The organism is Paenibacillus hodogayensis (genome assembly GCF_039536325.1).
GTDB lineage: Bacteria > Bacillota > Bacilli > Paenibacillales > NBRC-103111 > Paenibacillus_AB > Paenibacillus_AB hodogayensis.
In genome coordinates this window covers 480,360-505,315 of sequence record NZ_BAAAYO010000008.1, presented here as the reverse complement: position 1 = coordinate 505,315, position 24,956 = coordinate 480,360, and the positions used below count along the sequence as shown (strand labels likewise).

23 protein-coding genes are annotated in these 24,956 nt (G+C 59.2%); 22 read left to right on the top strand and 1 reads right to left on the bottom strand.

Going from position 1 to position 24,956, the window contains the following annotated elements:
- Window positions 1–115: 115 nt before the first annotated feature.
- The 15 genes from remA to spoVM all read left to right on the top strand — a co-directional run bounded on the left by remA (window position 116) and on the right by spoVM (window position 14,829).
- Entirely contained in the window at window positions 116–379 is a 264-nt protein-coding gene (gene remA, locus ABD796_RS18000) for an extracellular matrix/biofilm regulator RemA (RefSeq protein ID WP_110840413.1), read from the top strand.
- Window positions 369–992 (top strand): guanylate kinase, encoded by a 624-nt coding sequence (gene gmk, locus ABD796_RS17995; RefSeq protein ID WP_344910041.1) that lies wholly within the window; start codon window positions 369–371, stop codon window positions 990–992. The genes remA and gmk overlap by 11 nt, the downstream gene beginning before the upstream one ends.
- A 3-nt stretch (window positions 993–995) precedes the next feature.
- Entirely contained in the window at window positions 996–1,199 is a 204-nt protein-coding gene (gene rpoZ, locus ABD796_RS17990; protein WP_344910039.1) for a DNA-directed RNA polymerase subunit omega, read from the top strand.
- A 254-nt stretch (window positions 1,200–1,453) separates the two neighbouring features.
- The gene (gene coaBC, locus ABD796_RS17985) at window positions 1,454–2,668 is read left to right on the top strand and encodes a bifunctional phosphopantothenoylcysteine decarboxylase/phosphopantothenate--cysteine ligase CoaBC (protein WP_344910036.1); all 1,215 of its coding nucleotides are present in this window, start codon (window positions 1,454–1,456) and stop codon (window positions 2,666–2,668) included.
- 80 nt (window positions 2,669–2,748) lie between these two features.
- On the top strand, window positions 2,749–5,325 hold the full coding sequence (gene priA / locus ABD796_RS17980; RefSeq protein WP_344910321.1) for a primosomal protein N': 2,577 nt from the start codon (window positions 2,749–2,751) through the stop codon (window positions 5,323–5,325).
- A gap of 51 nt (window positions 5,326–5,376) precedes the next feature.
- Window positions 5,377–5,862 (top strand): peptide deformylase, encoded by a 486-nt coding sequence (gene def, locus ABD796_RS17975; RefSeq protein WP_344910034.1) that lies wholly within the window; start codon window positions 5,377–5,379, stop codon window positions 5,860–5,862.
- 4 nt (window positions 5,863–5,866) lie between these two features.
- Window positions 5,867–6,838, top strand: coding sequence for a methionyl-tRNA formyltransferase (fmt, locus tag ABD796_RS17970; protein WP_344910032.1), 972 nt, complete (start codon window positions 5,867–5,869; stop codon window positions 6,836–6,838).
- Window positions 6,839–7,115: 277 nt separating this feature from the next.
- Complete coding sequence (gene rsmB / locus ABD796_RS17965; protein ID WP_344910318.1) at window positions 7,116–8,462, top strand: 16S rRNA (cytosine(967)-C(5))-methyltransferase RsmB; 1,347 nt, start codon at window positions 7,116–7,118, stop codon at window positions 8,460–8,462.
- 189 nt (window positions 8,463–8,651) lie between these two features.
- Complete coding sequence (gene rlmN / locus ABD796_RS17960; protein ID WP_344910316.1) at window positions 8,652–9,692, top strand: dual-specificity RNA methyltransferase RlmN; 1,041 nt, start codon at window positions 8,652–8,654, stop codon at window positions 9,690–9,692.
- A gap of 12 nt (window positions 9,693–9,704) precedes the next feature.
- Window positions 9,705–10,472 (top strand): Stp1/IreP family PP2C-type Ser/Thr phosphatase, encoded by a 768-nt coding sequence (locus ABD796_RS17955; RefSeq protein ID WP_344910030.1) that lies wholly within the window; start codon window positions 9,705–9,707, stop codon window positions 10,470–10,472.
- The gene (gene pknB / locus ABD796_RS17950; RefSeq protein WP_344910028.1) at window positions 10,469–12,667 is read left to right on the top strand and encodes a Stk1 family PASTA domain-containing Ser/Thr kinase; all 2,199 of its coding nucleotides are present in this window, start codon (window positions 10,469–10,471) and stop codon (window positions 12,665–12,667) included. The genes ABD796_RS17955 and pknB overlap by 4 nt, the downstream gene beginning before the upstream one ends.
- A complete protein-coding gene (gene rsgA, locus ABD796_RS17945) occupies window positions 12,668–13,585 on the top strand; it encodes a ribosome small subunit-dependent GTPase A (protein ID WP_344910026.1) in 918 nt (305 codons plus the stop codon).
- A 3-nt stretch (window positions 13,586–13,588) separates the two neighbouring features.
- Window positions 13,589–14,260, top strand: coding sequence for a ribulose-phosphate 3-epimerase (rpe, locus tag ABD796_RS17940; RefSeq protein ID WP_344910024.1), 672 nt, complete (start codon window positions 13,589–13,591; stop codon window positions 14,258–14,260).
- A 3-nt stretch (window positions 14,261–14,263) separates the two neighbouring features.
- Entirely contained in the window at window positions 14,264–14,542 is a 279-nt protein-coding gene (locus ABD796_RS17935) for a hypothetical protein (protein WP_344910022.1), read from the top strand.
- Window positions 14,543–14,748: 206 nt separating this feature from the next.
- On the top strand, window positions 14,749–14,829 hold the full coding sequence (gene spoVM / locus ABD796_RS17930; RefSeq protein WP_344910313.1) for a stage V sporulation protein SpoVM: 81 nt from the start codon (window positions 14,749–14,751) through the stop codon (window positions 14,827–14,829).
- 257 nt (window positions 14,830–15,086) lie between these two features.
- Here the strand turns inward: spoVM and rpmB are convergent, their stop codons facing one another.
- Entirely contained in the window at window positions 15,087–15,275 is a 189-nt protein-coding gene (rpmB, locus tag ABD796_RS17925) for a 50S ribosomal protein L28 (protein WP_344910020.1), read from the bottom strand.
- Window positions 15,276–15,450: 175 nt separating this feature from the next.
- On the opposite strand from rpmB, the gene ABD796_RS17920 reads away from it, so the two are divergent.
- The 7 genes from ABD796_RS17920 (at window position 15,451) to ABD796_RS17890 (ending at window position 24,898) form a co-directional block, all read left to right on the top strand.
- On the top strand, window positions 15,451–15,804 hold the full coding sequence (locus ABD796_RS17920) for an Asp23/Gls24 family envelope stress response protein (RefSeq protein ID WP_344910018.1): 354 nt from the start codon (window positions 15,451–15,453) through the stop codon (window positions 15,802–15,804).
- Between the two features lie 53 nt (window positions 15,805–15,857).
- Window positions 15,858–17,600: a DAK2 domain-containing protein gene (locus tag ABD796_RS17915; protein WP_344910016.1), complete on the top strand. Its 1,743-nt coding sequence runs from the start codon at window positions 15,858–15,860 to the stop codon at window positions 17,598–17,600.
- 39 nt (window positions 17,601–17,639) lie between these two features.
- Window positions 17,640–18,497, top strand: coding sequence for a DegV family protein (locus ABD796_RS17910; protein ID WP_344910013.1), 858 nt, complete (start codon window positions 17,640–17,642; stop codon window positions 18,495–18,497).
- Complete coding sequence (recG, locus tag ABD796_RS17905) at window positions 18,490–20,544, top strand: ATP-dependent DNA helicase RecG (RefSeq protein ID WP_344910011.1); 2,055 nt, start codon at window positions 18,490–18,492, stop codon at window positions 20,542–20,544. Before ABD796_RS17910 ends, recG begins: the two co-directional genes overlap by 8 nt.
- Window positions 20,545–20,636: 92 nt before the next feature.
- The gene (locus ABD796_RS17900; RefSeq protein ID WP_379115935.1) at window positions 20,637–20,930 is read left to right on the top strand and encodes a stage VI sporulation protein F; all 294 of its coding nucleotides are present in this window, start codon (window positions 20,637–20,639) and stop codon (window positions 20,928–20,930) included.
- A 341-nt stretch (window positions 20,931–21,271) separates the two neighbouring features.
- Window positions 21,272–23,317 (top strand): putative bifunctional diguanylate cyclase/phosphodiesterase, encoded by a 2,046-nt coding sequence (locus tag ABD796_RS17895; protein ID WP_344910006.1) that lies wholly within the window; start codon window positions 21,272–21,274, stop codon window positions 23,315–23,317.
- Between the two features lie 438 nt (window positions 23,318–23,755).
- Complete coding sequence (locus ABD796_RS17890) at window positions 23,756–24,898, top strand: GntR family transcriptional regulator (RefSeq protein ID WP_344910003.1); 1,143 nt, start codon at window positions 23,756–23,758, stop codon at window positions 24,896–24,898.
- The last annotated feature ends 58 nt before the right edge of the window (window positions 24,899–24,956 follow it).

Sequence of the window (24,956 nt, the reverse complement as noted above, 5' to 3'; positions counted from 1 at the left end):
GGCTCTGGCCAACTGCTAGAGTATGAGCTTTGCGGCAATGGGCAAGAATAGTGCAAGGCCGCTGCTGGAGCGGGTTAGGCGGCCCCGGCGGTCTTGAATTCGTAGGAGGGCAATGATGGCCATTAAACTGATCAATATCGGCTTCGGAAATATTGTGTCCGCAAACCGGATCATCTCGATCGTAAGTCCGGAATCCGCTCCAATCAAGCGGATTATTCAGGAGGCGCGCGACCGGCATATGCTGATCGACGCCACGTACGGCAGACGCACGCGCGCGGTAATTATTACCGACAGCGACCACGTTATTTTGTCCGCCGTTCAGCCGGAGACGGTAGCCCACAGACTTACGAACAACAAGGACGATGATCATGACGAGTAATGCGGACAAAGGCCTTTTGATCGTGCTATCCGGCCCGTCCGGCGTAGGCAAAGGAACCGTCTGTTCCATGCTCCGCAAGCAGGCTCCGGATCTCGTATATTCGGTGTCGGCGACGACCCGTTACCCGCGGGCTGGCGAGCAGGAAGGCGTCAATTATTTTTTTAAATCGAAGGAACAATTTCGCTCGATGATCGAACGGGATGAATTGCTGGAGTATGCCGAGTACGTGGGCCAATATTACGGCACCCCGCGAAGCTTCGTCAACGAAACGATTCAGTCCGGAAAAGATATTATATTGGAGATCGAAGTGCAGGGCGCGCTCAAGGTCAAGCAGCGGTTTCCGGAAGGCGTGTTCATCTTCCTGATGCCGCCGTCGTTGAACGAGCTCAGAAGTCGCATCGAGAACCGCGGCACCGAGACGGACGACTCGATCCGCAACAGGCTGTCCGTGGCGGCCGATGAGATCCGGCTGCTCGAGCATTACGATTATGCGGTCGTGAACGACCGGGTGGAGTCGGCTTGCGAGCGCATCCGCTCCATTATTACCGCAGAGCATTGCAAGCGCGAACGGATCATGCCTTATGTGAAATCATGGATGGAAGAGGTGCGTTAAACGATGTTGTACCCATCGATCGACCTGCTTATCGACAAAGTGGACAGCAAGTACTCGCTTGTCGTGGCGGCGTCCAAACGGGCGAGAATGCTGCGCGACGGCTCCAAAACGGATTTGAAGGACTCGCATGCGAGCAAGTATGTCGGAGTAGCGCTTGAAGAAATATACGGCGACTACATTCAGGTGGAAAACCAGCCGAAAGCTTGACCTGGTACAAAGTCAGTGCTAATTCTGTGTATTCGGAAGACTCGATCCCTTGCGGGCAAGGGAATCGGTCTATTCCACGGATACCATTTAAGGTCTGACTTTGTACAGGTACAAAGTCAGAGCTAATTCTGTGATTCAGGTTAAGGTCTGACTTTGTATTAGGGACACAGATATAACGATACGGATATGACCGCATGACAACCTCTGGCAGGTTGTTATTTTTTTCCCGGATTAACCGGATGGAGGGGATACGAATGCTGCAAGGAAAAACGATCGTGCTCGGCGTAACCGGCGGAATCGCCTGTTACAAGGCGGCGGCTTTGTGCAGCAAGTTGGCTCAGGCGGGCGCGGACGTGCGCGTCATCATGACCGAGTCGGCTGCCAAGTTCGTCGCGCCTTTGACGTTTCAGACCCTGTCCCGCCACGACGTGGCGATCGATACGTTCGACGAGAGAGACGCCTCTGTCGTATCCCATATCCATTTGGCCGACAGCGCGGATCTCGTGGTCGTCGCTCCGGCTACGGCGAATATGATCGCCAAGATGGCTCACGGCATCGCCGACGATATGCTGAGCACGACGCTGCTCGCCACGGAGGCGCCGGTGCTTGTGGCCCCGGCGATGAACGTGCACATGTACGCGCATCCGGCGGTGACGGACAATATGCGCGTGCTCGGCGAGCGCGGCGTTCATTTTATCGAGCCCGGGGAAGGGCAGCTCGCTTGCGGTTATGTCGGCAAAGGCCGGCTGGCCGAGCCGGAGGAGATTATGGTCGCGATCAACCGGCTGCTGAACCCGGCGCTGCCGCTTGCAGGCAAACGCGTACTCGTAACGGCGGGAGGGACGATGGAGCGCATCGACCCGGTCCGTTACATCACGAACGACTCTTCCGGCAAAATGGGATATGCGATTGCCGAGGCGGCGAAGCGGCTGGGGGCGCAGGTAACGCTCGTAACCGGCAAAGCTTCGGTCGCCGTTCCGGCCGGAATCGAGGTCGTGCCGGTCGACTCTACGATGGATATGCTCGAGGCCGTGCTGGACCGGTTCGACGACTGCGATATCGTGATCAAGGCGGCGGCCGTCGCAGATTATCGAGCGGCACGCCCGTCGGACAAAAAGATCAAAAAAAAGGACGAGCGGATGACGCTCGAGCTGATCAAAAATCCGGATATATTACAGACGCTGGGCGAACGCAAAACAAAGCAGTTTATCGTCGGCTTTGCTGCGGAAACGGATAACGGGGAGCTCCATGCGATGGACAAGATCAGGCGCAAAAAAAGCGATCTGCTTGTTCTGAACGACGTCACGGTGCCGGGCGCCGGCTTTGGCACCGACACGAACATCGTCACGGTATTCGACGAATCCGGCCTGGTCGTTGCGCTGCCGCAGCTGAGCAAGCGCGAGGTGGCCGAGCGGCTGCTCGTGCTCATAGCCGAGAGGTTGAAGGCGCGCGGCGGGAGTGATGCCTGATGCGGTCCGATCGCGTGCCGGCCATGTCCGATTTGTTCGGAGAAGAGCTGCTGCCGCTGTCCGGCAACGGTCAACCGGAGCTGTACGCACAGGTCGTGGTGGACGTGCCGTCGAAGCAAACGAACCGGCCGTTCGACTACGTCGTACCCGAGGAGCTGCGAACCTGGATCGGCGTCGGCAGCCGTGTCGGCGTCCCGTTCGGACCGCGTACGCTCCAGGGTTTTGTCGTCGCCTTGTCGGAGCGGACCGATATGGCGTCCGGCAAGCTGAAGAAGATCGAGCAGGTGCTCGATCTCGTGCCTCCGCTCAATCCCGAGCTGGTGCAACTGGCCCGCTGGATGAGCCGCACTTATATTTGTCATGAAATTACAGCTTTGCAGGCGATGATTCCCGGTGCCCTGAAGGCGAAATACGAGAAGCGGATCGAGCTGGCCGACGATGCCGAGCTGAAGGCGCGGAAGCGGGCCGATGCACAGGATGGCGGTCAGGCGCTGTTGTTCGCGGCAAGCCCGGAGGAAGAAGCGATCTCGGCATTTGTCCGCCAGAAGGGACAAGTGACGACCGAGGCGATGCTTGCTCGGTTTCCCGAGGCCGGGCCGCTGTTGAAGCGGATGCTGGAGCAAGGGACGTTCGTGGAAGTGCAGACGGTGAGGGACCGGATGAATGCGAAAACGGCGCTGTTCGTCGCTCCCGCTGCCAGTCCGGAGGAGCTGACGGCGCACAGTATGAAGCTGCCGGCCAATGCGAAGCGACAGAAGGAGCTGCTTCTCTGGTTTGCCGAAAACCTGGAACCACTGCCGCTTGCCGAGCTGACGGACAAGCTGGACGTCGGAGCGGGCACCGTCAAGGCGCTGGCCGACAAAGGCTTGTTGTCCGTCACGGAGCGCGAGCTGTTCCGCGATCCGTATGCGGGACGGGAATTTCGGCGCACGACTCCGCTTGCTTTGACCCCGGAGCAGCGGCAAGCGCTGGAACCGGTGGCGGATACGCTGGAACGCCGGGAGCATGGCGTGTTCCTGCTTCACGGAGTAACCGGCAGCGGCAAAACCGAAGTGTACTTGCAAGCGATCCAGCAATGTCTCGATCAAGGGCGAGAGGCGATCGTGCTCGTCCCCGAAATCTCGTTGACGCCGCAAATGGTGGAACGGTTCAAAGGCCGGTTCGGCTCGGCCGTCGCCGTCATGCACAGCCGTCTTTCGCAGGGCGAACGTTACGACGAGTGGCGCAAAATCGTCCTGAAGCGGGTGAGCGTCGTCATCGGCGCCCGTTCGGCCGTGTTCGCCCCGTTCGATAGAATCGGGTTGATCATTATCGATGAGGAGCATGAATCGTCTTATAAGCAGGAAGAAAGCCCGAAATATCACGCACGGGATGTGGCGGTGGAACGGGCGGCGTATCATGGCGCGGCGGTCGTGCTCGGCTCGGCGACCCCGTCGCTGGAAAGTTACGCCAAGGCGTCGGGCCGGCTCGGCAGCGGCGCTGCCGGCCGATACCGACTGTTGACGATGGCGGAACGGGTCGAAGGCCGGCCGCTGCCGGCGGTCAACGTCGTCGATCTGCGCGAGGAGCTGAAGGCGGGCAACCGCTCGATGTTCAGCCGCGGGCTGTACGAAGCGCTGGGGCAGCGTCTGGAACGGCAGGAGCAAAGCGTTCTGCTGCTCAATCGGCGCGGCTACTCCACCTTCGTTATGTGCCGCTCGTGCGGCTTCGTCGTTCAATGCCCGCATTGCGATATTTCGCTGACGTACCATCAGGTATCGCGGACGATGCGCTGCCACTATTGCGGCTTTTCCCAGCCCGAGCCGGCCACGTGTCCGAGCTGCGAGAGCGAGCATATCCGTTATTTCGGAACCGGCACGCAGCGGGTCGAGGAGGAACTGGCGAAGCTGTTCCCCGGCATTCGCGTCATCCGGATGGACGTCGATACGACGTCGGAGAAAGGGGCGCACGAGCGTCTGCTGAACCGGTTTCGCGATCGTCAGGCGGACGTGCTGCTCGGCACGCAGATGGTGGCCAAGGGGCTCGATTTCCCCGATGTGACGCTGGTCGGCGTCATCGCCGCGGATACGGTGCTGCATCTGCCCGACTTCCGCGCCGCCGAGAAGACGTTCCAACTGTTGACGCAGGTCGCCGGCCGGGCCGGCCGGCACCGGCTGCCGGGTGAGGTATTTATCCAGACCTATACCCCCGACCATTACAGCATCGTGACGGCAAGCGCCCACGACTTCGGGGCGTTTCTGGAGCAGGAGCTGGATATACGGCGGCAGCGCGGCTATCCTCCTTATTATGAGCTGGTGCTTGTGACCTTATCCCATGAGCAGGTGCCGCTGCTCGTCCGCGCCGGCGAGGCGTTCGCTTCCAGGCTGAAGCAGTGCTGGGAGCATGAGCGGAGAGGCCGGGGGCCGGGGTATCCCGCAGACAGCTTGGGCCATCTAAACGACGCCCGAGGCGACGGCGCTTATTTCGAGGTGTACGGCCCGGTAGCCTCCCCAATCCCGCGAATCAAAGATAGATATCGGTTCCAATGCATGATAAAATATCGGGGTAATGTCGACGTCGCCGGCATGCTGGCCGAAACGGCGGCTGCGTTCGACGATACGGTTCGCAACGACAAGCTGACGATCAGCATGGACGTCAATCCGCAAGTACTGATGTAGCTGTGCTGCGCATAAACCATACAAACCGATTCGATAAGGAGTGTTGCTGTCTTGGCTATCCGGATTATCGTGAAAGAACCGGATTCCGTGCTGCGTGAAGTGGCGAAGCCGGTTCCGAAAATAACGCCCAACATTCACAAGCTGCTCGACGACATGGCCGACACGATGTACGATGCCGAGGGAGTCGGGCTTGCCGCTCCGCAAATCGGCATCCTGAAGCGGGTAATCGTGATCGATGTCGGCGATGACAACGGCCTGATCGAAATGATCAATCCGGAAATCGTCAGCTCCGAAGGGGAGCAGCTGGGGCAGGAGGGCTGCCTGAGCATACCCGGCTTGCGCGGCGATGTAAAGCGGGCGATGAAGGTGACCGTTAAAGGGTTGGACCGCAACGGCGACGAGATCGTCATTACCGGCTCGGAGCTGCTGGCGCGGGCGTTCCAGCACGAGGTGGATCATCTGAACGGCGTGCTGTTCACCGATCTGGCCCTAAGCGTATACCGCGAAGAGGAACGGCAAAGAAATGGCGAGGAGTGAAGACATGAACGTCGTTTTCATGGGAACGCCTGATTTTGCCGTTCCTTCCCTTCAAGCGCTGCTCGACGAAGGCTATAACGTCGTGGCGGTCGTCACCCAGCCGGATCGGCCGAAGGGGCGCAAGCGCGAGCTGACGCCCCCGCCCGTGAAGCTGGAGGCGCTGAACCGCGGCATCCCCGTGCTTCAGCCGCTCAAGCTGCGCGATCCCGAGGCGGTTGAGCAGATTCGCGAGTATGCGCCGGATCTGATCGTGACCGCTGCCTACGGGCAAATTTTGCCCAAGTCGCTGCTGGCGATTCCGGGACACGGCTGCATCAATGTGCATGGCTCGCTGCTGCCGAAATACCGGGGAGGCGCTCCGATTCAGCATGCGATCATGAACGGCGAGACGGTGACCGGCGTTACGATCATGTATATGGCGGCCGGACTCGATACTGGCGATATGATCAGCCGGGTAGAGGTGCCGATTGCCGACGAGGATACGGCCGGTACGATATTTGACAAGCTGAGCTCGGCGGGAGCCCGGCTGCTTCGCGATACGCTGCCGGAGCTGCTGGCCGGCCGCTTAACGGCGGTGCCGCAGCAGGATGCGGAAGCGACCTATGCGCCGAATATTGCCCGGGAGAACGAGCGGATCGACTGGTCCCGTTCCTCCCTGGAGCTGTTTAACCAAATCCGCGGGCTGAATCCGATGCCCGGCGCTTTTACGCTATGGAATGGCGCTGTGTTCAAAGTATGGGCCAGCGTCAAGCCGAAGTCCGGCGCAGGCAGCGCCGACCGTGTCGGCCGCGCATCGGCCGCGGACGACGCCGCGCCCGGAACCGTGCTGGGGATGTCCGACGATGGCATTGAGGTGCGGACGGGCGACGGTTCGTTATGGCTGACGCATGTTCAGCCTGCGGGCAAGAAGGCGATGAGCGTGTCCGAGTTGAGACGCGGAGCGCCTATTTCGCCGGGAACGGTATTGGGGGTTTAACATCGAGTTGAAATCGAACGAGCAGCAAGGGACGAATCATAGGGCAGCCGGCCGGGTGCCGAACGGAACGGCGGCGAAGCCGGGGCAGGGGAGAGCGGACAAGCAGCAGGGGCGTCCGTTACGGGCAGGCGCGCCTGCCAAGGGCAAATCTTCGGGGAGCGCGGGCGCTGCGTCAGGCCAAAGCTCCGGAAGCTCCGGTGCCGGGCGCAAACCGGCAGGAAACGGCGCAGGCCGTCAAAGCCATGGCGTCCGCAGCGGCGCGGCGGGAGGCAGGCCGTTGTCCGCGCGGGAGCTGGCGCTGGCTGTGCTCACCCGCGTCGAGACCGGACAGGCGTATAGCAATCTGCTGCTGAACCAGATGCTGCAAAAGCACGGCTTGTCCAAAAGCGACGCCGGTTTGGCAACCGAGCTGGTGTACGGGACGATCCAACGCAGAAACACGCTGGACTACTGGCTGGAAGCCTTCGTCGCCAAAGGGCTGGCGAAGCTGGAGCCGTGGGTGCGCAATCTGCTCCGCCTGAGCGTCTACCAGTTGCGCTACTTGGACCGTATTCCGGAGCATGCGGCCGTCAACGAGGCCGTTTCGATCGCCAAGCGCGACGGACATGCCGGCATATCCGGCATGGTGAACGGGGTGTTGCGCAACGTCATCCGCCGCAAGGACGAGCTGACGATTCCGGATTCGCTGGACCCGGTGTCGCGCATTTCCCTCGAAACGTCCCATCCGGCTTGGCTCGTGAAGCAGTGGGCCGAACGGTTCGGCGTCGAGACGGCAGAGCGCATATGCCGTTCGAACAACGAGCCGCCGCACGCCAGCGTTCGCGTCAATACGCTCCGGCTGACGCGCGGAGAGCTGTTGGAGCGCATGGAGCAGGCGGGCATGCGCGCGCGCGAGTCCGTTCTGGCGGCCGAAGGCGTCGTCGTAGAAAGCGGCGGCAACATGGCGCTGACGCCCTGGTATGCCGCAGGCGAGCTGTCCGTCCAGGACGAGAGCTCGATGCTGGTCGCCGCCATGGTCGATCCGCAGCCGGGGATGAGCGTGCTCGACTGCTGCGCCGCACCGGGAGGCAAAACCGCCCATTTGGCCGAGCTGATGAACGACAACGGGAGAATCGTCGCATGCGATCTGCACGAGCATAAACGCGAGCTGATCGCCGCCCAGTCCGACAGGCTCGGGCTGCGCTGCGTCGAGACGCGAACGCTCGACGCCCGGCATTTGCCGGAAACGTTCGCCGGGACCGTCTTCGACCGCATTCTGCTGGACGCGCCGTGCACCGGCTTGGGCGTTATCCGCCGCAAGCCGGACATCAAATGGACGAAAACCGCGCAGGATTCGATCGACATCGCCGGACTGCAGGCCGAGCTGCTGGACAAGGCGGCCGACCTGCTGGCGCCGGACGGCGTGCTCGTGTACAGCACCTGCACGATCTCCGCGGAGGAGAACGAACGGGTCGTGGAGCGGTTTCTGCTCGCGCATCCGGCGTTTTCCCTCGAGCAGCCTCCGGAGCCCCTCCGCTCGTCATTGCCGGAGGGAACGATCGCCGAGAACGGAGCCGTTACGGTGCTGCCGCACCGGTTCGGCTCGGACGGCTTTTTCATCGCACGGCTTCGCAAACGCCCGTAAACCCGTTAAAACTTTAGCTGCGGGCCGGGTTATGCTAGAATAGAGAATAAACCGGCGGAGCGGACCGATAGCGGGAAGCTCCGTCCTACGCATGTGCAACCGCATGCGAAATCGACGAACGGATCGTGATGTTTTTTGCTGAAACCTTTAAAACCGTTGAAACCATTGGAGCCCTTCGTGCCCGAGACGCTGTCGGCCTACGATCTGTCTCTCGAAGAATGGGGCACGTGGCTGAAAGAAAACGGCGAGCCGCCTTTCCGTGCCGGACAAATCTTCGATTGGCTGTATGTGAAGCGGGTGGGCTCCTTCGAGGAAATGTCCAACCTGCCCAAGCCGCTGCGCGATAAATTGTCGCGCCTGTTCGAGTTCGTCTCGCTTAAGGAAGTGGCGCGCCAGCAGTCGAAGGACGGAACCGTCAAGTTTTTGTTCGAGCTGGCCGACAACAACGCGATCGAGACCGTCATCATGAAGCACGATTACGGCAACAGCGTCTGCGTGACCACCCAAGTGGGCTGCCGGATCGGCTGTACGTTCTGCGCGTCGACACTCGGCGGCTTGAAGCGCAACCTGGCGGCCGGCGAGATCATCGCCCAGGTCGTACAAGCCCAGCGCATGCTTGACGCTACGGGAGAGCGCGTCAGCAGCATTGTCATCATGGGCATCGGCGAGCCGTTCGAGAACTACGACGCAATGCTGAAGTTTCTGAAGACGATGAACCACGAGAAGGGGCTCAATATCGGGCAGCGTCACATTACCGTATCCACTAGTGGCATCGTTCCGAATATATATCGGTTCGCCGACGAGAATATGCAGATCAATCTGGCTATCTCGATTCATGCTCCGAACGACGAGCTGCGCTCCAAGCTCATGCCCGTCAATCGGCGTTATCCGTTCAGCGAGCTGATCGAAGCGTGTACGTACTATTTGCAGGAAACCGGCCGGCGCATCACGTTCGAATACGCCCTGATGGGCGGCGTCAACGATGCCGCGGAGCATGCACAGGAGCTGGCCGCCGTGCTGAAGCCGATGCTGCCGCTCGTCCATGTCAATCTGATTCCGGTCAATTTCGTGCTGGAGCGGGATTTCAAGCGCACGGAGCGGGACGATATATTCACTTTCCAGCGCATTCTGGAAAAGCAGAACATACCCGCAACGATCCGCAGGGAGCACGGCAGCGACATTGCCGCCGCCTGCGGCCAATTGCGCGCGAAGCACATGGAAACCCAGTGAGGTGAGAGCATTATGCAAACGGCGCATCGCACGGATGCCGGACTCGTCCGGCTGATCAACGAGGACCGGGCTGCGGTCCGCGACGAATGGAACGGCTTTACGCTGGCTATCGTGGCGGACGGCATGGGCGGTCATCAGGCGGGGGAAATCGCCAGTCAAATGACGATCGAGCTTGTGGAAACGGAGATGCGCGCGGTTACCACGGATCTGTCGGTGGACGAACGCAAGCAAGCCGTGCACAGCGCGATTGCGAAGGCGAACGAGCAGGTGTTCGAAATCGCCTCCGGACAGGCGCGCTATCAAGGGATGGGCACGACGGTCGTAGCGGCGCTCGCGACGGCCGACGATCTTGTCATCGGGCATATCGGGGACAGCAGAGCGTATATCGTCTCCGGGGATTCCATTCGGCAGGTCACCGAGGATCATTCGCTTGTGAACGAATTGATCAAATCGGGCCAGATCACGCAGGAGGAAGCCAACATCCATCCGCTGCGCAACGTCGTAACCCGCGCGCTCGGCACCGACAGACAGGTGGAGATCGACATCATCCACAGTCCCTGGGGCAACGGCGACGTGCTGCTGCTGTGCAGCGACGGCCTGAGCGGTTTGGTGGGCGAGCGGGAAATCTACGAGATCGTCGTCGAACAAGGCGATTTGCCGCGGAAGGTGGACAAGCTGGTCGGCCGTGCCCTGGAAGAGGGCGGAGGAGACAACATTACGGTCGTGCTGCTTGCGAACGATACGGCAGCGAATGATAGGGAAAGGAGGGGTGGTGCATGATCGGTCACGTGCTGGGAGGGCGCTACGAAATCCTGGACCGCATCGGCGGCGGCGGAATGGCTCTGGTCTACAAAGGTCAGGACATTCTGCTCAACCGGAAAGTTGCCGTCAAGGTGCTTCGTCAACAGTACGTGCATGACGAGGAGTTCATCCGCAGGTTTCGCCGGGAAGCCCAGGCGGCCGCGTCTTTGTCGCATCCGAACGTCGTCAGCATCTACGACGTCGGTCAGGAAGACGAGATCCATTATATCGTGATGGAATATGTCGAAGGGAAGACGTTGAACGACCTGATCAAAGAACGGGCTCCGCTGCCCGCGGAAGAGGCGGTCCGGATCGCGGGACAAATCTGCGATGCGCTCGATCATGCCCACCTGAACCAGATCATTCATCGCGATATTAAGCCCCACAATATTCTGATCGGCAAAAACGGCCGCGTCAAGGTGACCGACTTCGGCATCGCCCGCGCCGCGGACGCTTCGCAAATTACCCAGACCGGCTCGGTCGTCGGCTCGGTCCATTATTTTTCCCCCGAACATGCCAAAGGAACGTTGACCGGCGCGCAATCCGACCTGTATTCGTTAGGCATTGTCCTGTATCAGATGTTGACGGGTCGGCTTCCGTTTCTGGGCGAAAGCCCGATCAGCGTGGCGTTGAAGCATTTGCAGGAGGATGTCGAGGAGCCGCGCAAGGTGAATCCGCTTATCCCGCAAAGCGTGGAAAACGTCATTCTCAAATCGATGCGCAAAAAGCCGGAGGAACGATACCGTTCCGCCAAGGAAATGCTTCAGGATCTCGATACGTGCCTACAGCCGGACAGGCGCAACGAGCCGAAGCTGCTATTCCCGTCCGACGATTACGACGATACGGAGAAGACGCGCGTCCTGCCCGCCATTCGCGGCGATTATGTGCCCGTAGCAGATGATGAGGACGAGATCGAGGACGCGGGGACCCGGAAGCGCAAAGGAAAAGCGTGGGTGAAGCCCCTGCTGTGGACCGTTGTGATCGTAGCGCTGCTCGGACTGATGTACTTGGGCGTCCGTTACGTGAAACAGATTATCGAGGTGCCGGAGGTCGACGTTCCGAATGTGGTCAACTGGCCGGTGGAGGAAGCAGAGAAGAAGCTGCAGGCGCTCAATCTGTCGGTCAAGATCGTTCCCCAGACGAACGCGCAGGTAGCCAAGGATATTGTCATCCAGCAGGACCCGACGCCGGTGCGGGTCAAGGTGAACAATGCGGTTACCCTTTATGTGAGCCTGGGTCCGGAGAAGCAGAGGATGCCGGACTGGAAAGGCAAGCAGGTGAACGACGTGCTCAATACGGAGCTGATCCGGTTCGGCATCGACAAGTCGCAGATCAAGCAGGTGCCGACGTTCGGCAACGAGGACGCGGGAACGATTATCGCCCAGTCTCCGGCCGCCGATGAAGAATACGATCCGAAGACGGTTTCGATCCAGTTGACGGTAAGCAAAGGCAAGGAGCAGGTGACGATGCCGGATCTCACTGGCATGACGGAGGTGGAGGCCCAGTCGCGGGCGAAGCTGAACGACTTCAAGCTGACCGTACAGAGGGAAGCTACTTATAAGGGGCCCAAAGGCCAGATCTACGATCAATTTCCGTATAAAAGCGGGGAGCTTGTCTCGCCCGGAGCGGAAATCAAAGTTTTTGTCAGCACCGGCTACCCGGCCAATGCCAAGGAGGTTACCGCCTCCAAGGTAATCGAGCCGGCCGAGAAGGGCAAGGAAAGCACGGTCGAGATCATTTACAGCGATGCGCGAGGCGACGATATCAAAGGCACGACGCGCAAGATCAAGGATGCGCAGACGTTCGAAGTGCAACTTGTCTTGTCGCCGGAAAAAGACGGTTCAATTACGTACAAGGTCGACGGCAAGCGACTGGACGTCGATACGATTCCTTATGACGAGAAAAAGTCGGTGAATCCGCCGGCTGGCGGTTCGGGTGGCGCCGGAAATACAGGCGGACAGCAGACCGGCTCGCCGCCGGGAACGAACGGTTCGACCGGCACCGGCGCGAACGCCCCGGGCGGCACGGGGACGAATGGAACCACCGGCACGAACGCCGGGGCCGGAGCAAACGGCGGTGCCGGCGGTACGAACGTAGCGAAGCCTCCGGCAAGCGGTACTCAGCCTGCCGGGACGAAGACCGTTACGACTCCACCGACGGGAGGGCGCAACTGAATGCCTGAGGGCGTAATTGTAAAAGCGTTGAGCGGCTATTACTACGTAATGCCCGCGGAGAACGATGCGCAAGAAACGGTGCAATGCCGCGCCCGCGGCATTTTCAAGAAGCGGGGCATTAGCCCCCTGGTCGGCGACCGCGTTGTTTACGGGATAACCGAGAACGGGGAAGGCACCGTCGACGAGATCAAGCCGCGGACGACGGAGCTGATCCGTCCTCCCGTGGCCAATGTCGACTTGGCGGTGTTGGCTTTTTCCTTGGTCGAGCCTGCGCTGAATTTGCAGCTGCTGGACAAATTTTTGGTGCATACCGAAAACGCCGGGCTGGAGACGATCATTTGTCTGACCAAAAGCGACCTGCTGGACGACGGCGGGGCGGAGGAGGAACGGCGGGAGCAGCCCGAGCCGGACGAGGTGAAGCGGGTATACGAAAAAATCGGGTACACGGTCATCGTGACGAGCGCGAGCACGAGGGACGGGATCGAGGAAGTGCGTACCCGCTTGGCCGGACGGACGAGCGTGTTCTCCGGGCAATCCGGCGTCGGCAAGTCTTCGCTGTTGAACGCGCTCGTGCCCGGACTCGATCTGGATACGAATGCAATCAGCCTGAAGCTCGGCCGAGGCAAGCATACGACCCGCCATGTCGAGCTGATCGCTGTCGACGGCGGCGGTCTGGTAGCCGATACGCCTGGCTTCAGCCAGCTCGATTTCGTGCAGTTGGAGGCGGAGGAGTTGTCCGCCTGCTTCGCCGAGATGAAGCGACTATCGGCCGGGTGCAAATTCCGCGGCTGCCTGCACCAGCACGAGCCGGGCTGTCAAGTGCTCGCCGCGCTCGAGAGCGGGGAGATCGCGGCAAGCCGGTACAAGCATTACCTCGTTTTTTTACAGGAAATCAAAGATCGGAAACGGAGGTACTGACCAATGACGGAACTGCTTATCGCTCCATCTATCCTGTCCGCGGACTTTGCCCGTTTGGGCGAAGAAGTGCGGGACGTGGAACAAGGAGGCGCGGACTGGATCCACGTGGACGTCATGGACGGCCATTTCGTGCCCAACATTACGCTCGGACCGGCCATCGTACAGGCTATTCGGCCGCACACGAAGCTTCCGCTTGACGTTCACCTGATGATCGCCCGGCCGAACGAGTATATCGGGGCGTTCGCCCAGGCCGGGGCGGATTACATATCGGTTCATGCGGAAGCGTGCACGCATCTGCACCGGACCGTGCAGCAGATCAAGAGCGAAGGGGTTAAGGCCGGCGTCGTGCTGAACCCGGCGACGCCTCTGACCGCGCTCGAGCATATTGTCGACGACGTCGACCTTGTCCTGCTGATGACGGTCAATCCGGGCTTCGGCGGACAGCGCTTTATTCGCTCAAGCGTACCCAAGATCGCCGATTTGCGCCGGATGCTCGACGACCGCGGCCTCTCGCATGTCCATATCGAGGTCGACGGCGGCGTGAACGAAGAAACGGCGCTGCTCGTCCGTCAGGCGGGGGCGAACGTGCTGGTTGCAGGCAATGCCGTATTCGCTCAGCCGGACCGCGCAGCGGCGATCGCGACGATTCGCCGGTCCGCCGCAGGAGGGCTGTGACGTTTGAAGAAGACATTGATGCTGCTGTTGTGCAGCTTTGTGGCCGGTCATCTGCTCCTTATTTTTTCATGGCAGGACTTCTCGATTTTCCGTTACGTTTATTCGCTCGGAGCGTTGGTCGTCGGCATTTATTTTTTCAAAACGTACGAGTCCAAAGGGCTGCGAATCAGCTTCATTCTCGTAGCGCTGTTGTTCTGGGTGCTGCTGACGGTCGTATACGTGGTGATCGGCAAAATCCCGATTCTCAACCTCGAGCCGCCGGGCTTGAAAATGGAACCCTAACCGAGGACGCTGGCATGTTTTCCCGCCGGGCCGCATATAGATGACTACAAGAGTTGCCGCTCTTGTAGTTTTTTTGTCCGGATCATCACCTTTTCCGCAGGCGGCGAATAAGCTGAAGACAGAAGGTGGATCTGCGCGGCGGCGCAAAAACGGGACAGACGGCGGGGGCTTACGGGCCGCGCGGAACATGCGAGGGAGGGGTAGAAATGAAATTTTATACAATTAAGCTACCAAGATTTTTGGGCGGTGTCGTCAAGGCCATTCTGAATTCATTCAGCAAGAGCTGAATGCCGGAATCGCGCCTGCGCGCAAGCGGCGTACGAGATCGTCCATACTACCGGTTATCGCTCTTCTCGCGGCGGTTCGGGAAGCAGCCCGCCTGCGCCATAGGCCGAATCAGCGCCAGCGGCGGAAGCGTCCAAGCGGGCTTCGGCCGGCAGCCGGCCCGCAGGCGGCGGTGGAACGAAAAAAAAGCACCCGTAATCAGGTGCTTTTTGTCTATTCGCCTCGTATCAAATCGCAAGGAAACGGTTCGGACGAATGCTTACACGCGCTCAACAAGGCCGGATCTCAAAGCACGGGCGCTTACATAAACGCGTTTTGGCTTGCCGTTGACCATGATGCGAACTTTTTGCACGTTAACGCCCCAGGTGCGTTTGTTTTTGTTGTTGGCGTGGGAAACGTGGTTGCCTTGGCGCGGGCTTTTGCCAGTAATCGTACATTTGCGGGACATGAGTTACACCTCCTGAAAAACAATCATACCGAGCACATACCTCAATATATTAGCACATGACGGTGTGCCAGTCAATTCCGGCGCTGCGGTTTTTGCATTTCTTTCTTGTGTCGATTATAGTAAAATGAAAGAAACATGTTCACATTTGCGAATCGGAGAGGAGCTGGTCACAACCATGCAGATCGACAATGAGTGGGGAAAAGTGTTCATCTCGAATGAAGTGATCGCGGTGCTCGCCGGTTCGGCCGCCCTCGATTGCTACGGCCTCGTCGGCATGGCTTCGCGCAAGCAGCTCAAGGACGGCATTGCCGAGCTGCTCGGAAGAGACAACCAGAGCCGCGGCGTCGAAGTTCGCATTGAGCCGGACGGGCTGCACATTGAATTGCATATTATCGTCAGTTACGGAACGAAAATTTCCGAAGTGGCCCATAACGTCCAGTCGAAGGTGAAATACGTGCTGAACGACGTCGTCGGACTGAAGGCCGATTTCGTGGATATAGTCGTGCAAGGGGTGCGCATCGCGCATTAGGACGGGCGAGACCGATCAGCCGATATGTATTTGAGGGATGGGGGAGTTTTTTCTTGAGTAAGCGCTTTAAAATAATAACCGGACCCGATTTTACCAGCATGATCTATAAAGGCGCCGAATTGTTGCATCTCAACGCAGGAAACGTCAACGCGCTGAACGTATTTCCCGTGCCGGACGGCGACACGGGCACGAATATGAATATGACCTTGACTTCCGGTGTGGACGAGCTGAAGAAAAAGACATACCCGCATATCGGCAAAGCGGCCGAGGTGCTGTCGAAAGGGCTTCTGATGGGCGCCCGCGGCAACTCCGGCGTCATTTTGTCCCAACTGTTCCGGGGATTCGCCAAGGCGATCCAGGAGGAAGAATCGATCAACGCCCAGCAATTGGCGCAAGCGCTGCAACAGGGCGTAGATACGGCCTACAAGGCGGTCGTCAAGCCGGTGGAAGGCACCATCTTGACGGTTGCCCGCGAAGCGGCCAAGCATGCAGTCGCTTCCGCGCGCAAAAGCGACGACGCCGGCGATCTGATGCGCGAGGTGCTCGTCAAGGCGAAGGAGGCGCTCGCAAGAACGCCGGATCAGCTTCCCGTGCTGAAGCAGGTCGGGGTAGTCGACGCCGGCGGACAAGGCCTGGTTTGGATTTACGAAGGCTTTGTCGCGGCGCTGGACGGCAGCCTGTCAGCCGGTCCGGAGGCTTATCCAACCGCGGCTCGCTCTGTTGCGGCTTCGCCGGTACGCGACGAGGAGCATTCGCTTCGCGCGCAAGCCCACATGGCTACGGAAGATATCGAATTCGGTTATTGCACCGAGTTCATGATCCGGCTGGAGCCGGGCGAGACAAGTGGAGGCGAGTTCGACGAGGCGCGTTTCCGGAGCGAGTTGGAGACGCACGGCGATTCGCTGCTCGTCGTGGCCGACGACGATCTGGTAAAGGTGCACGTGCATGCGGAATATCCCGGGAATGTGCTGTCGCTGGCCCAACGCTACGGCGAGCTGACGAGGATCAAGATCGAGAACATGCGCGAGCAGCATTCGCATCTGTTGGCCGAGGACGGGCCGGGAGCGGCCGCGATCGCCGAGCCGGCAAGCGGGACAGATAACGGACAGCCTGCTGTGGATAAAGACGCGCAGCCGCTCAAACCGTTCGGCTTCGTCGCAGTTGCGGCGGGCGACGGCATTGCCGCGATCTTCGACAATTTGGGCGTCGATGTCATCTTGTCCGGCGGCCAGACGATGAATCCGAGCACGGAAGAAATCGTCGGAGCGATCGACAAGGTCGCTGCGGAAACCGTGTTCGTATTTCCGAACAACTCGAACATTATACTGGCCGCGCAGCAAGCCCGCGATTTGACGGACCGCCGGGTCGTCGTGCTGCCGACGAAGACGATTCCGCAAGGCTTCACGGCGATGCTGGCCTTTCAGCCGAACGCCACGGCGGAGCGCAACGCCGAACTGATGGAAGCTTCGATCGGCGAGGTGCAGTCGGGGCAAGTGACGCATGCGGTGCGGGATACGCAAATCGACGGTATCGATATTCGCGAGGGCGACTATCTCGGCATTCACAATAACAAGATTATCGCTTCCGCTCCTCTGCTCGAGGACGTATGCCGGAAGCTGCTGGACAGCATGATGGCGGCCGGCGGCGAAGTGGTGACCGTGCTGTCGGGCGCCGACGCGCCGGAAGCGGAGACTGCCCGGCTCGCCGAGCTGATCGAGGACGGTTATCCGGAGGCGGAGCTGGAAATATTGGCCGGCGGGCAGCCGGTATACTATTATCTGATCTCGGTGGAATAACCGGCAAACAAGGAATTTCGGTGGAAATGAGGGACGCCAATGGGGAAAATCCGCGTGGTGACGGACAGCACGTCCGATATTCCGGAGCCGCTCCGGAAACAATACGGCATCGAGATGGTGCCGCTGAAAGTTCATTTCGGCACGGAAACGTTTTATGACGCCGTGACGATCCAGCCTTCGCAGTTTTACGAGAAGCTGCCGACCGCATCGGCGCTGCCGACGACGTCGCAGCCATCTCCGGCAGACTTTCTGGACATATACAAGAAGCTCTCCCAGGAGCCGGATACGGCCATTATTTCGATCCATCTTTCCTCGGCGATGAGCGGAACGTACCAGTCGGCGCTGCTTGCCAAGACGCTGCTGGAGGCGGACGACAGACTCGCGGTCGTCGATTCCAAGTCGGCGTCGTACGGCATCGGCCTGCTTGTGGTAGAGGCAGCCAAAGCTGCCGCAGCGGGAAAAAGCGTGCCCGAAGTGCTGGAGCTTGTAGATCGGCTTCGTCAGGATATGCGCATTTATTTTCTTGTCGGCACGCTCGAATATTTGCAGAAGGGCGGACGGATCGGCAAAGCGGCGGCGTTGTTCGGCTCGCTGCTGAACATCAAGCCGATTTTGACGATCGACGGCCAAGGCGAAGTATCGTCGGTGGACAAGGTGCGCGGAACCAAGAAGGCGATGGCCCGCATCGTCGATTTGCTCAAGGCCGATTTCGGCGACCGGCCGATCGATCTGACCGTTGCGCATGCGGGCGCACCGGAGGCGGGGGCGGAGTTCAGCCGCCTGCTGCAGGAGCATTTCAATATTGCGGAGCTGACGTATACGGACGTCGGTCCGGTCGTCGGCACGCATGCCGGACCGGGCACGGTAGCCGCGTTCGCCAGACCGCACTATGAATAACGATCTGCATGCGTATCCGGTCCGCGCCGTCAAGGGCGTCACTCCGGCCAAGGCGAAGGAGCTGGAGGCGCTCTCCATCGGTACGGTTGCGGACCTGATCGAATATTATCCGTTCCGTTACGAGGATTATCACATACGCGATTTGGCTGCCGTGAAGGACGGGGAGAAAGTGACCGTTCAGGGCAAAATATACAGCGAACCGGTATTGCAAATGTACGGCCGCAGCAAGTCGCGGATGACCTGCAAAGTATATATCGACCCGCTGTTCATCTCGGCGGTCATGTTCAACCGGCATTTTCTGAAGGACAGGCTGCATCCCGGGCAGGACATCGTGTTGACGGGGAAATGGGACGGCCGCAGGCTGCAGCTGATCGTATCCGAGACGGAGCTTCCGGGAGGGAGCTCGTCTCAGACGGGCACGCTGCAGCCTGTTTATTCGATCACGGCTGCACTGACGCAGAAGTGGATGCGCAAAACGATCCAGCAGGGAATCGTTCAGTTCGGGGCGCTCGTCACGGAGGTGCTGCCGGTCCCGATTGTCGACAAATACGGATTCATGCCGCGCAAGCAGGCCGTATATCGGATTCATCATCCCGACGACGCGGCGGAAGGGAAACAGGCTCGCAGACGGCTCGTCTACGAGGAGCTGTTTTTTTTCCAATTGAAGATGCATGCGTTCCGGGCGCTCCAGCGGAAAAGGGCGGACGGAGTCGCCCATGAGTTCGACAATGAGGTCGTCCGCCAATTCGTGCGCGGCTTGCCTTTCAAGCTGACCGATTCGCAGAAGAAGGTCATCGGCGAAATTTTGCACGATCTGAAGCAGCCTTATTGCATGAATCGGCTGCTTCAAGGAGATGTGGGCGCGGGCAAGACGGTGGTGGCGGCCGCCGCCCTGTTCGCTACGGTCCGCGCCGGCTGCCAGGGGGCGCTCATGGTGCCGACGGAAATATTGGCCGAGCAGCACAAGAAATCGCTCGACAAGCTGTTCGAGCCTTACGGCGTGCAGGTCGGCCTGCTGACGGGCAGCGCGACCGACCGCCAGCGTCGGGAAACGCTCGCTGCCCTGCATATGGGACTGATCGACGTCGTTGTCGGCACTCATGCGCTCATTCAGGACGATGTGCTGTTCCGCAAGCTGGGGCTGGTCGTGACCGACGAGCAGCATCGCTTCGGGGTGAACCAGCGCAGCGTGCTGCGGCGCAAAGGGATGAACCCGGACGTGCTGACGATGACGGCGACGCCGATTCCGCGGACGCTCGCCATTACGGCGTTCGGCGATCTGGACGTCTCGACGCTGCGCGAGCTGCCGCAAGGGCGCAAGCCGATCAAGACGTACGCTCTCGGTCACGACAAGCTGGACCGCGTGATCGCCTTTATCCGCCGCGAGGTGTTGGAAGGCCGTCAGGCGTATGTCATTTGCCCGCTGATCGAAGAGTCGGAGAAGCTCGATGTGCAAAACGCGATCGATGTGCATGTGCAAATGTCGCACGCATTTCCGGATTTTCGCGTCGGGCTGCTCCACGGCCGGATGCCGACGCAGGAGAAGGATGCGGTGATGAACGAGTTCAAGGAAAAACGGGTGCAGGTGCTCGTCTCCACGACCGTTATCGAGGTTGGCGTCGACGTGCCGAATGCGACCGTTATGGTCATCTATGACGCTATTCGGTTCGGACTGTCCCAGCTGCATCAGCTTCGCGGCCGGGTAGGCCGGGGCGAGCACCAGTCGTTCTGTATCTTGATCGCGGACCCGAAAAACGAGACGGCGAAGGAGCGTCTCCGCGTCATGACGGAGACGAACGACGGCTTCGAGATCGCCCGCCGCGATCTCGAGCTGCGCGGCCCCGGGGACTTTTTCGGCACGAAGCAGAGCGGGCTGCCGGAGTTCAAGCTGGCCGATCTGATGAGCGATTTCGAGACGATGGAGCAAGCCCGGGACGACTCGGCCGACCTTGTGGCCGATCCCGGCTTCTGGACATCGGCGGACATGCTGCCGCTGCGCGAATTTTTGCAGAGGGAGCAGATTTTGGACGGAGAACAGTTGGATTAAGATGTCTTGGAGCTTCAAAACGATTGCGATCATGGGCAAAACGCCGCCACCCCCCGCATACAATGGAAAGAGACGACCTTGGGAGGTGTGCGGTGTTGAACTATGAGCGGTACGGAATTCCGCGCGAGCTGGTAGAGCGCATCAAAAAGAAGTTGAAGCATCCCGACACGAAAAACCAGGTGAAGGCGATACTCGAGAACGTGACCAAGGCGGACCTGCAAGATCGGGCCAAAGTTCGCGCGCTGCTTGGCAAAATGACGAAGGCGCTCCACGAGCCGGTTTCGGAAAGCCTGGCAAAGCAAATCGTGCAGATGGTGCTCGACTTGAAGGTCGATCCGGGCAATACGCTGCATCTGATCAAGCTGTGGAAGGCGTTCCGTACATAATCGTCGAGAAGTCCCCGTCCGCTCAGGCTTAGGCGGCGGGGGCTTTTTGCCCGTCCGGCTTATGATCCAAGAGCCCGCTGGGACGGTCTGTGCCGGTACAGGTGCCGAAGCCGGGATTCCGTTCGGCCGGGCTTCCAGTCTGGAACGGATACGGTGTTTTTGATTTTCTATATTTATCGACTATTTCCATTATATAGTATACAATGGGACCAGATTGCGAGATTTTGCCGTTAAGTCCTATTTCAAAAAAGGCTTTAATGGTATATATATACTTAGGTAGCTGCATCGGAACGTGTGGCAACGGCAGAAGGCTGAATGCGCATAAGCAGGGAGAGGGTTTCATGGGGAAACGGCGGGATACGTTTCTGGCCGGTTATGAGGGGTATCCGGAGGCGATTGTGACGATCGACGGGAGCGGATCGATTACCGGGATGAACGGAAAAGCAAGAGAGGCCCGGAAGCGCTCGCTTTCCAGATTGCATATTGGGGAAACGTTCGCCAGCCTGCTGGAAGGCGAGCATGCCGCGCTATGGGAGCAATGCTGCAGCCAGTGGGACAATTCGGAGCTGATCTCGCCCGGAATTCCGCTGAACGTGTACGACGACAAAGGGGCGACGCTTGTCTGGGAAGTCCGGTTGCTCGAGGATCGCGAAGGAGACGTCCGCGGAGGGCGGCATATCTTCATACGCGATCAGACGGAGGCGGTTCAGCAGCGCGTGGCGGCGCGAGAAATCGTGACGAGATACCACCAGCTCATCGACGTTTACGTCGACATTATCGTCATTTTCAAGGGGATGCGGATCGTCTTCGTGAACAATGTCGGCGAGGATACGCTGGGAGGGCGGCAGGAGCAGCTGATCGGCGAGCCGATCCTCCGTTTCGTGGCGCCGGAACACCGCGATCTGGTTATGTCGCGCATTAGCTATACGTTGGAGACGGGCTTGAGGGCCGAGCTTGCGGAAATTACGATGATCAACTACCAGGGGGATTCGTTCGACGTCGAAGTGATGAGCCGCGCCATCACGTATGACGGGGAGCCGGCCGTGCTGACCGTCGCCCGCAATATTACTGCCCGCAAGCAGGTAGAGCGGGAGATGAGGCATATGGCGTATCATGATGCCTTGACCGGATTGCCGAACCGCAGACGGTTTAATCTGGATATTTCCGCCAAAATCGAAGAAGCCCGCAGCAGGAGCGCCCGTTTCTCGGTCATGCTGATCGATGTTGACCGTTTCAAGCATATTAACGATTCGCTTGGGCATACATACGGAGATATGTTTTTGCAAGAAATGGCGAGACGGCTGCAAGATCATCTGACCGGAAGCGACGCTTTACTGGCCCGGATGGGGGGCGACGAGTTCACGCTGCTGTTCGACGGTATGGACGACGAGCGGATGACGGAGGCGGCGAAACGCATCACGAAGGTGATCGAGCAGCCGTTCCGTTTAAAGGAGCAAAATTTTTATGTGACGGCGAGCATGGGCATCGCCTCCTATCCGACCGATGGGGAAGATGCGGTACAACTGCTGAAAAACGCCGACGCGGCTATGTACGAGATCAAAAAAAGCGGCAAAAGCGATTTCGGTTTTTATTCCAAAAAGCTGCATGAGAAGCTTCAGGAAAAGCTGGAGCTGGAAGCGCGCTTGCGTACGGCCATCGCTGCCAACGAGCTGATTTTGTATTACCAGCCGCAGATGGACGCTCCTTCCCGGACGATGACCGGCGTCGAGGCGCTCATTCGCTGGAATCATCCCACGAAGGGTATTTTGCCCCCGGCCGTATTCCTGCCGATTGCCGAGGAAGCGGGACTGATCTACGAGATCGGCACTTGGGTGCTGCGCGAAGCGTGCCGCCAAATGAAAAGCTGGCATGACAACGGGGGGCCGCTAATCCCGGTAGCCGTCAACCTGTCTTCCCAGCAATTTCACCAGCCCCAGCTTGTTTCCTACATCCGCGCCATTTTGGAGGAGACGGGGCTGCCGCCGCAATATTTGGAACTGGAAATTACCGAGAGCATGATGGTGAATGCTGCTGTGTCGGTGGAAATTTTGAAGGATTTGAACGCTTTGGGCGTGCGGATCAGCCTGGACGATTTCGGGACGGGCTACAGCTCGCTCAGCTACTTGAAGCATTTTCCGATCGATAAAATCAAGATCGACCGTTCCTTCGTGAAGGATATCGCCCAAAACGACAACGACAAAGCCATCGTAGCCACGATCATTACGCTTGCCCAACATTTGAATATGCTTGTGATCGCCGAGGGCATCGAAACGAAGGAGCAGCTGGACATTCTGATGCATAACGATTGCCGGGACATTCAGGGCTACTACTTCAGCCACCCTTTGCCGGCGGAAGAACTGGAAAGCCATTTTTTTGTGCCGCGCTGACCGCCGCACGAAGATCCTGCGCGCGGTTAGGCGTTGCAGGTTTGCGGTCAATGGCGCACAAAGGTGACGGACGACCGGGCAAGCCGACGCATGTGCGCTTGTTGGTTCACCCGGGCGCTGTCGGCTCCCCGTCTTGCTTCTGCATTTCCGTCTTATATGTTAGATTGCTAAATATTTAATTAATGTAATGAATGTAGTTATTTTTATGTCAATATATAAATATATCAAAGGAGAGGGCATTGCTTTATTTTAATCGGATAGACCTGTTGTGCTGCTCGGAAGCCTAATATGGCCGAGATTTGGACGAAACCCGCTTCCCGTTCACCTGTTTCTGAAATCCTTTTTAAAGGGGAAAGGGCAGAAATAAGTTGTATATTGGTATTTCTATATGATACACTGGTCGCACAGGCGTTATTCAGAACGGAGGCTCAAGCGGCAGTGAAGCATGAAGCGAAACGCATTCCTCTTTATTCCCAGATTCGCAGCTACATTCTCGAACAAATTCAACGGGACCAGTGGCGGGCCAACGATCAGCTGCCCACAGAGGCGGTGCTGGCCGATCAATTCGAGGTGAGCCGGTTTACGATAAAGAAAGCGCTTTCCGAACTTGTCGAGGAAGGGCTTGTCTACCGTGTCCAAGGCAAAGGTACATTTATCGCCCCGGCGGTTACCGAGCAGCGGGATGTCCCGGGGGAAGAGGAGCAGCCCGGCGCTCCACTCCTTAAGCTCGTCATGTTCATCGCCCCCTCTGTCAGCGGCTCGTTGACCGCGCGCATCATGGCCGGAGCCGAGGAACAGCTGTCCGAGCGAGGCTACCAGATCGTGTACCGCTCTTCGCTGAACAACCGGGAGCGCGAGCGGGGCATTTTGCAGGAGTGCGTAAGGATGGGCATCAAGGGCATCCTCATTTTTCCGGTCGACGGCGAGTCGTACAGCGAAGAGCTGCTGCGGCTTTCGCTCAATAAATTTCCGGTCGTCGTGATCGACCGTTATTTGCGCGGCGTGGAGACGAACTGCGTATGCTCCGACCATGCCGGTGGAGCTTATGAGGCGGTTACGTATTTGATCGAGCAAGGCCATTCGGAGATAGCCTACGTATCGGTCCACGGGAAGACGACGACCAGCTTGGAGGATCGGCTGAACGGGTACGAACGGGCGCTGATGAAGCATCAGATTCCGATCGATTACCAGCGCTGCCTATACGAGCTGATGGCCGGCCGGGAGCAGGACGGGGCGACGCCGGAGACGAAGACGGTCGTTCGTTCGTTTCTGGAACGCAACAGATCGGTCACTGCGGTATTCGCGGCCACGGTGGCGAGCGGTCTGGCCGTATTGGGCGCGGCCGAAGAGTTGGGCATTCGGGTGCCCGAGCAGCTTTCCGTGATCATTTTTGACGACTACGAATTTTCCGCGTTTTCGCGCGTCCCGCCGACATGCGTTGTGCAGCAGGAGCACGAGATAGGGACGGAAGCGGCAAAGCTGCTCTTATCCGTGATGAGCAACCCGCTGCAGGAACGCAAAAAGGTGCTGCTGCCGACGCGCCTCGTGCTGCGTCAATCGACGGCCCGGAGGGAAGACTGAGCGGACTGACGACCGCGCAGGCGGCATACTACGACTGTACTTGCAGGGGGGCGGACCG

What these genes read in the sequence shown, in the direction of transcription:
- remA (WP_110840413.1), top strand. Translation starts at nt 116, where the DNA reads ATGGCCATTAAACTGATCAATATCGGCTTCGGAAATATTGTGTCCGCA.
- gmk (WP_344910041.1), top strand. Translation starts at nt 369, where the DNA reads ATGACGAGTAATGCGGACAAAGGCCTTTTGATCGTGCTATCCGGCCCG.
- rpoZ (WP_344910039.1), top strand. Translation starts at nt 996, where the DNA reads ATGTTGTACCCATCGATCGACCTGCTTATCGACAAAGTGGACAGCAAG.
- coaBC (WP_344910036.1), top strand. Translation starts at nt 1,454, where the DNA reads ATGCTGCAAGGAAAAACGATCGTGCTCGGCGTAACCGGCGGAATCGCC.
- fmt (WP_344910032.1), top strand. Translation starts at nt 5,867, where the DNA reads ATGAACGTCGTTTTCATGGGAACGCCTGATTTTGCCGTTCCTTCCCTT.
- ABD796_RS17955 (WP_344910030.1), top strand. Translation starts at nt 9,705, where the DNA reads ATGCAAACGGCGCATCGCACGGATGCCGGACTCGTCCGGCTGATCAAC.
- pknB (WP_344910028.1), top strand. Translation starts at nt 10,469, where the DNA reads ATGATCGGTCACGTGCTGGGAGGGCGCTACGAAATCCTGGACCGCATC.
- rsgA (WP_344910026.1), top strand. Translation starts at nt 12,668, where the DNA reads ATGCCTGAGGGCGTAATTGTAAAAGCGTTGAGCGGCTATTACTACGTA.
- rpe (WP_344910024.1), top strand. Translation starts at nt 13,589, where the DNA reads ATGACGGAACTGCTTATCGCTCCATCTATCCTGTCCGCGGACTTTGCC.
- spoVM (WP_344910313.1), top strand. Translation starts at nt 14,749, where the DNA reads ATGAAATTTTATACAATTAAGCTACCAAGATTTTTGGGCGGTGTCGTC.
- rpmB (WP_344910020.1), bottom strand. Translation starts at nt 15,275, where the DNA reads ATGTCCCGCAAATGTACGATTACTGGCAAAAGCCCGCGCCAAGGCAAC.
- ABD796_RS17920 (WP_344910018.1), top strand. Translation starts at nt 15,451, where the DNA reads ATGCAGATCGACAATGAGTGGGGAAAAGTGTTCATCTCGAATGAAGTG.
- ABD796_RS17910 (WP_344910013.1), top strand. Translation starts at nt 17,640, where the DNA reads ATGGGGAAAATCCGCGTGGTGACGGACAGCACGTCCGATATTCCGGAG.
- recG (WP_344910011.1), top strand. Translation starts at nt 18,490, where the DNA reads ATGAATAACGATCTGCATGCGTATCCGGTCCGCGCCGTCAAGGGCGTC.
- ABD796_RS17895 (WP_344910006.1), top strand. Translation starts at nt 21,272, where the DNA reads ATGGGGAAACGGCGGGATACGTTTCTGGCCGGTTATGAGGGGTATCCG.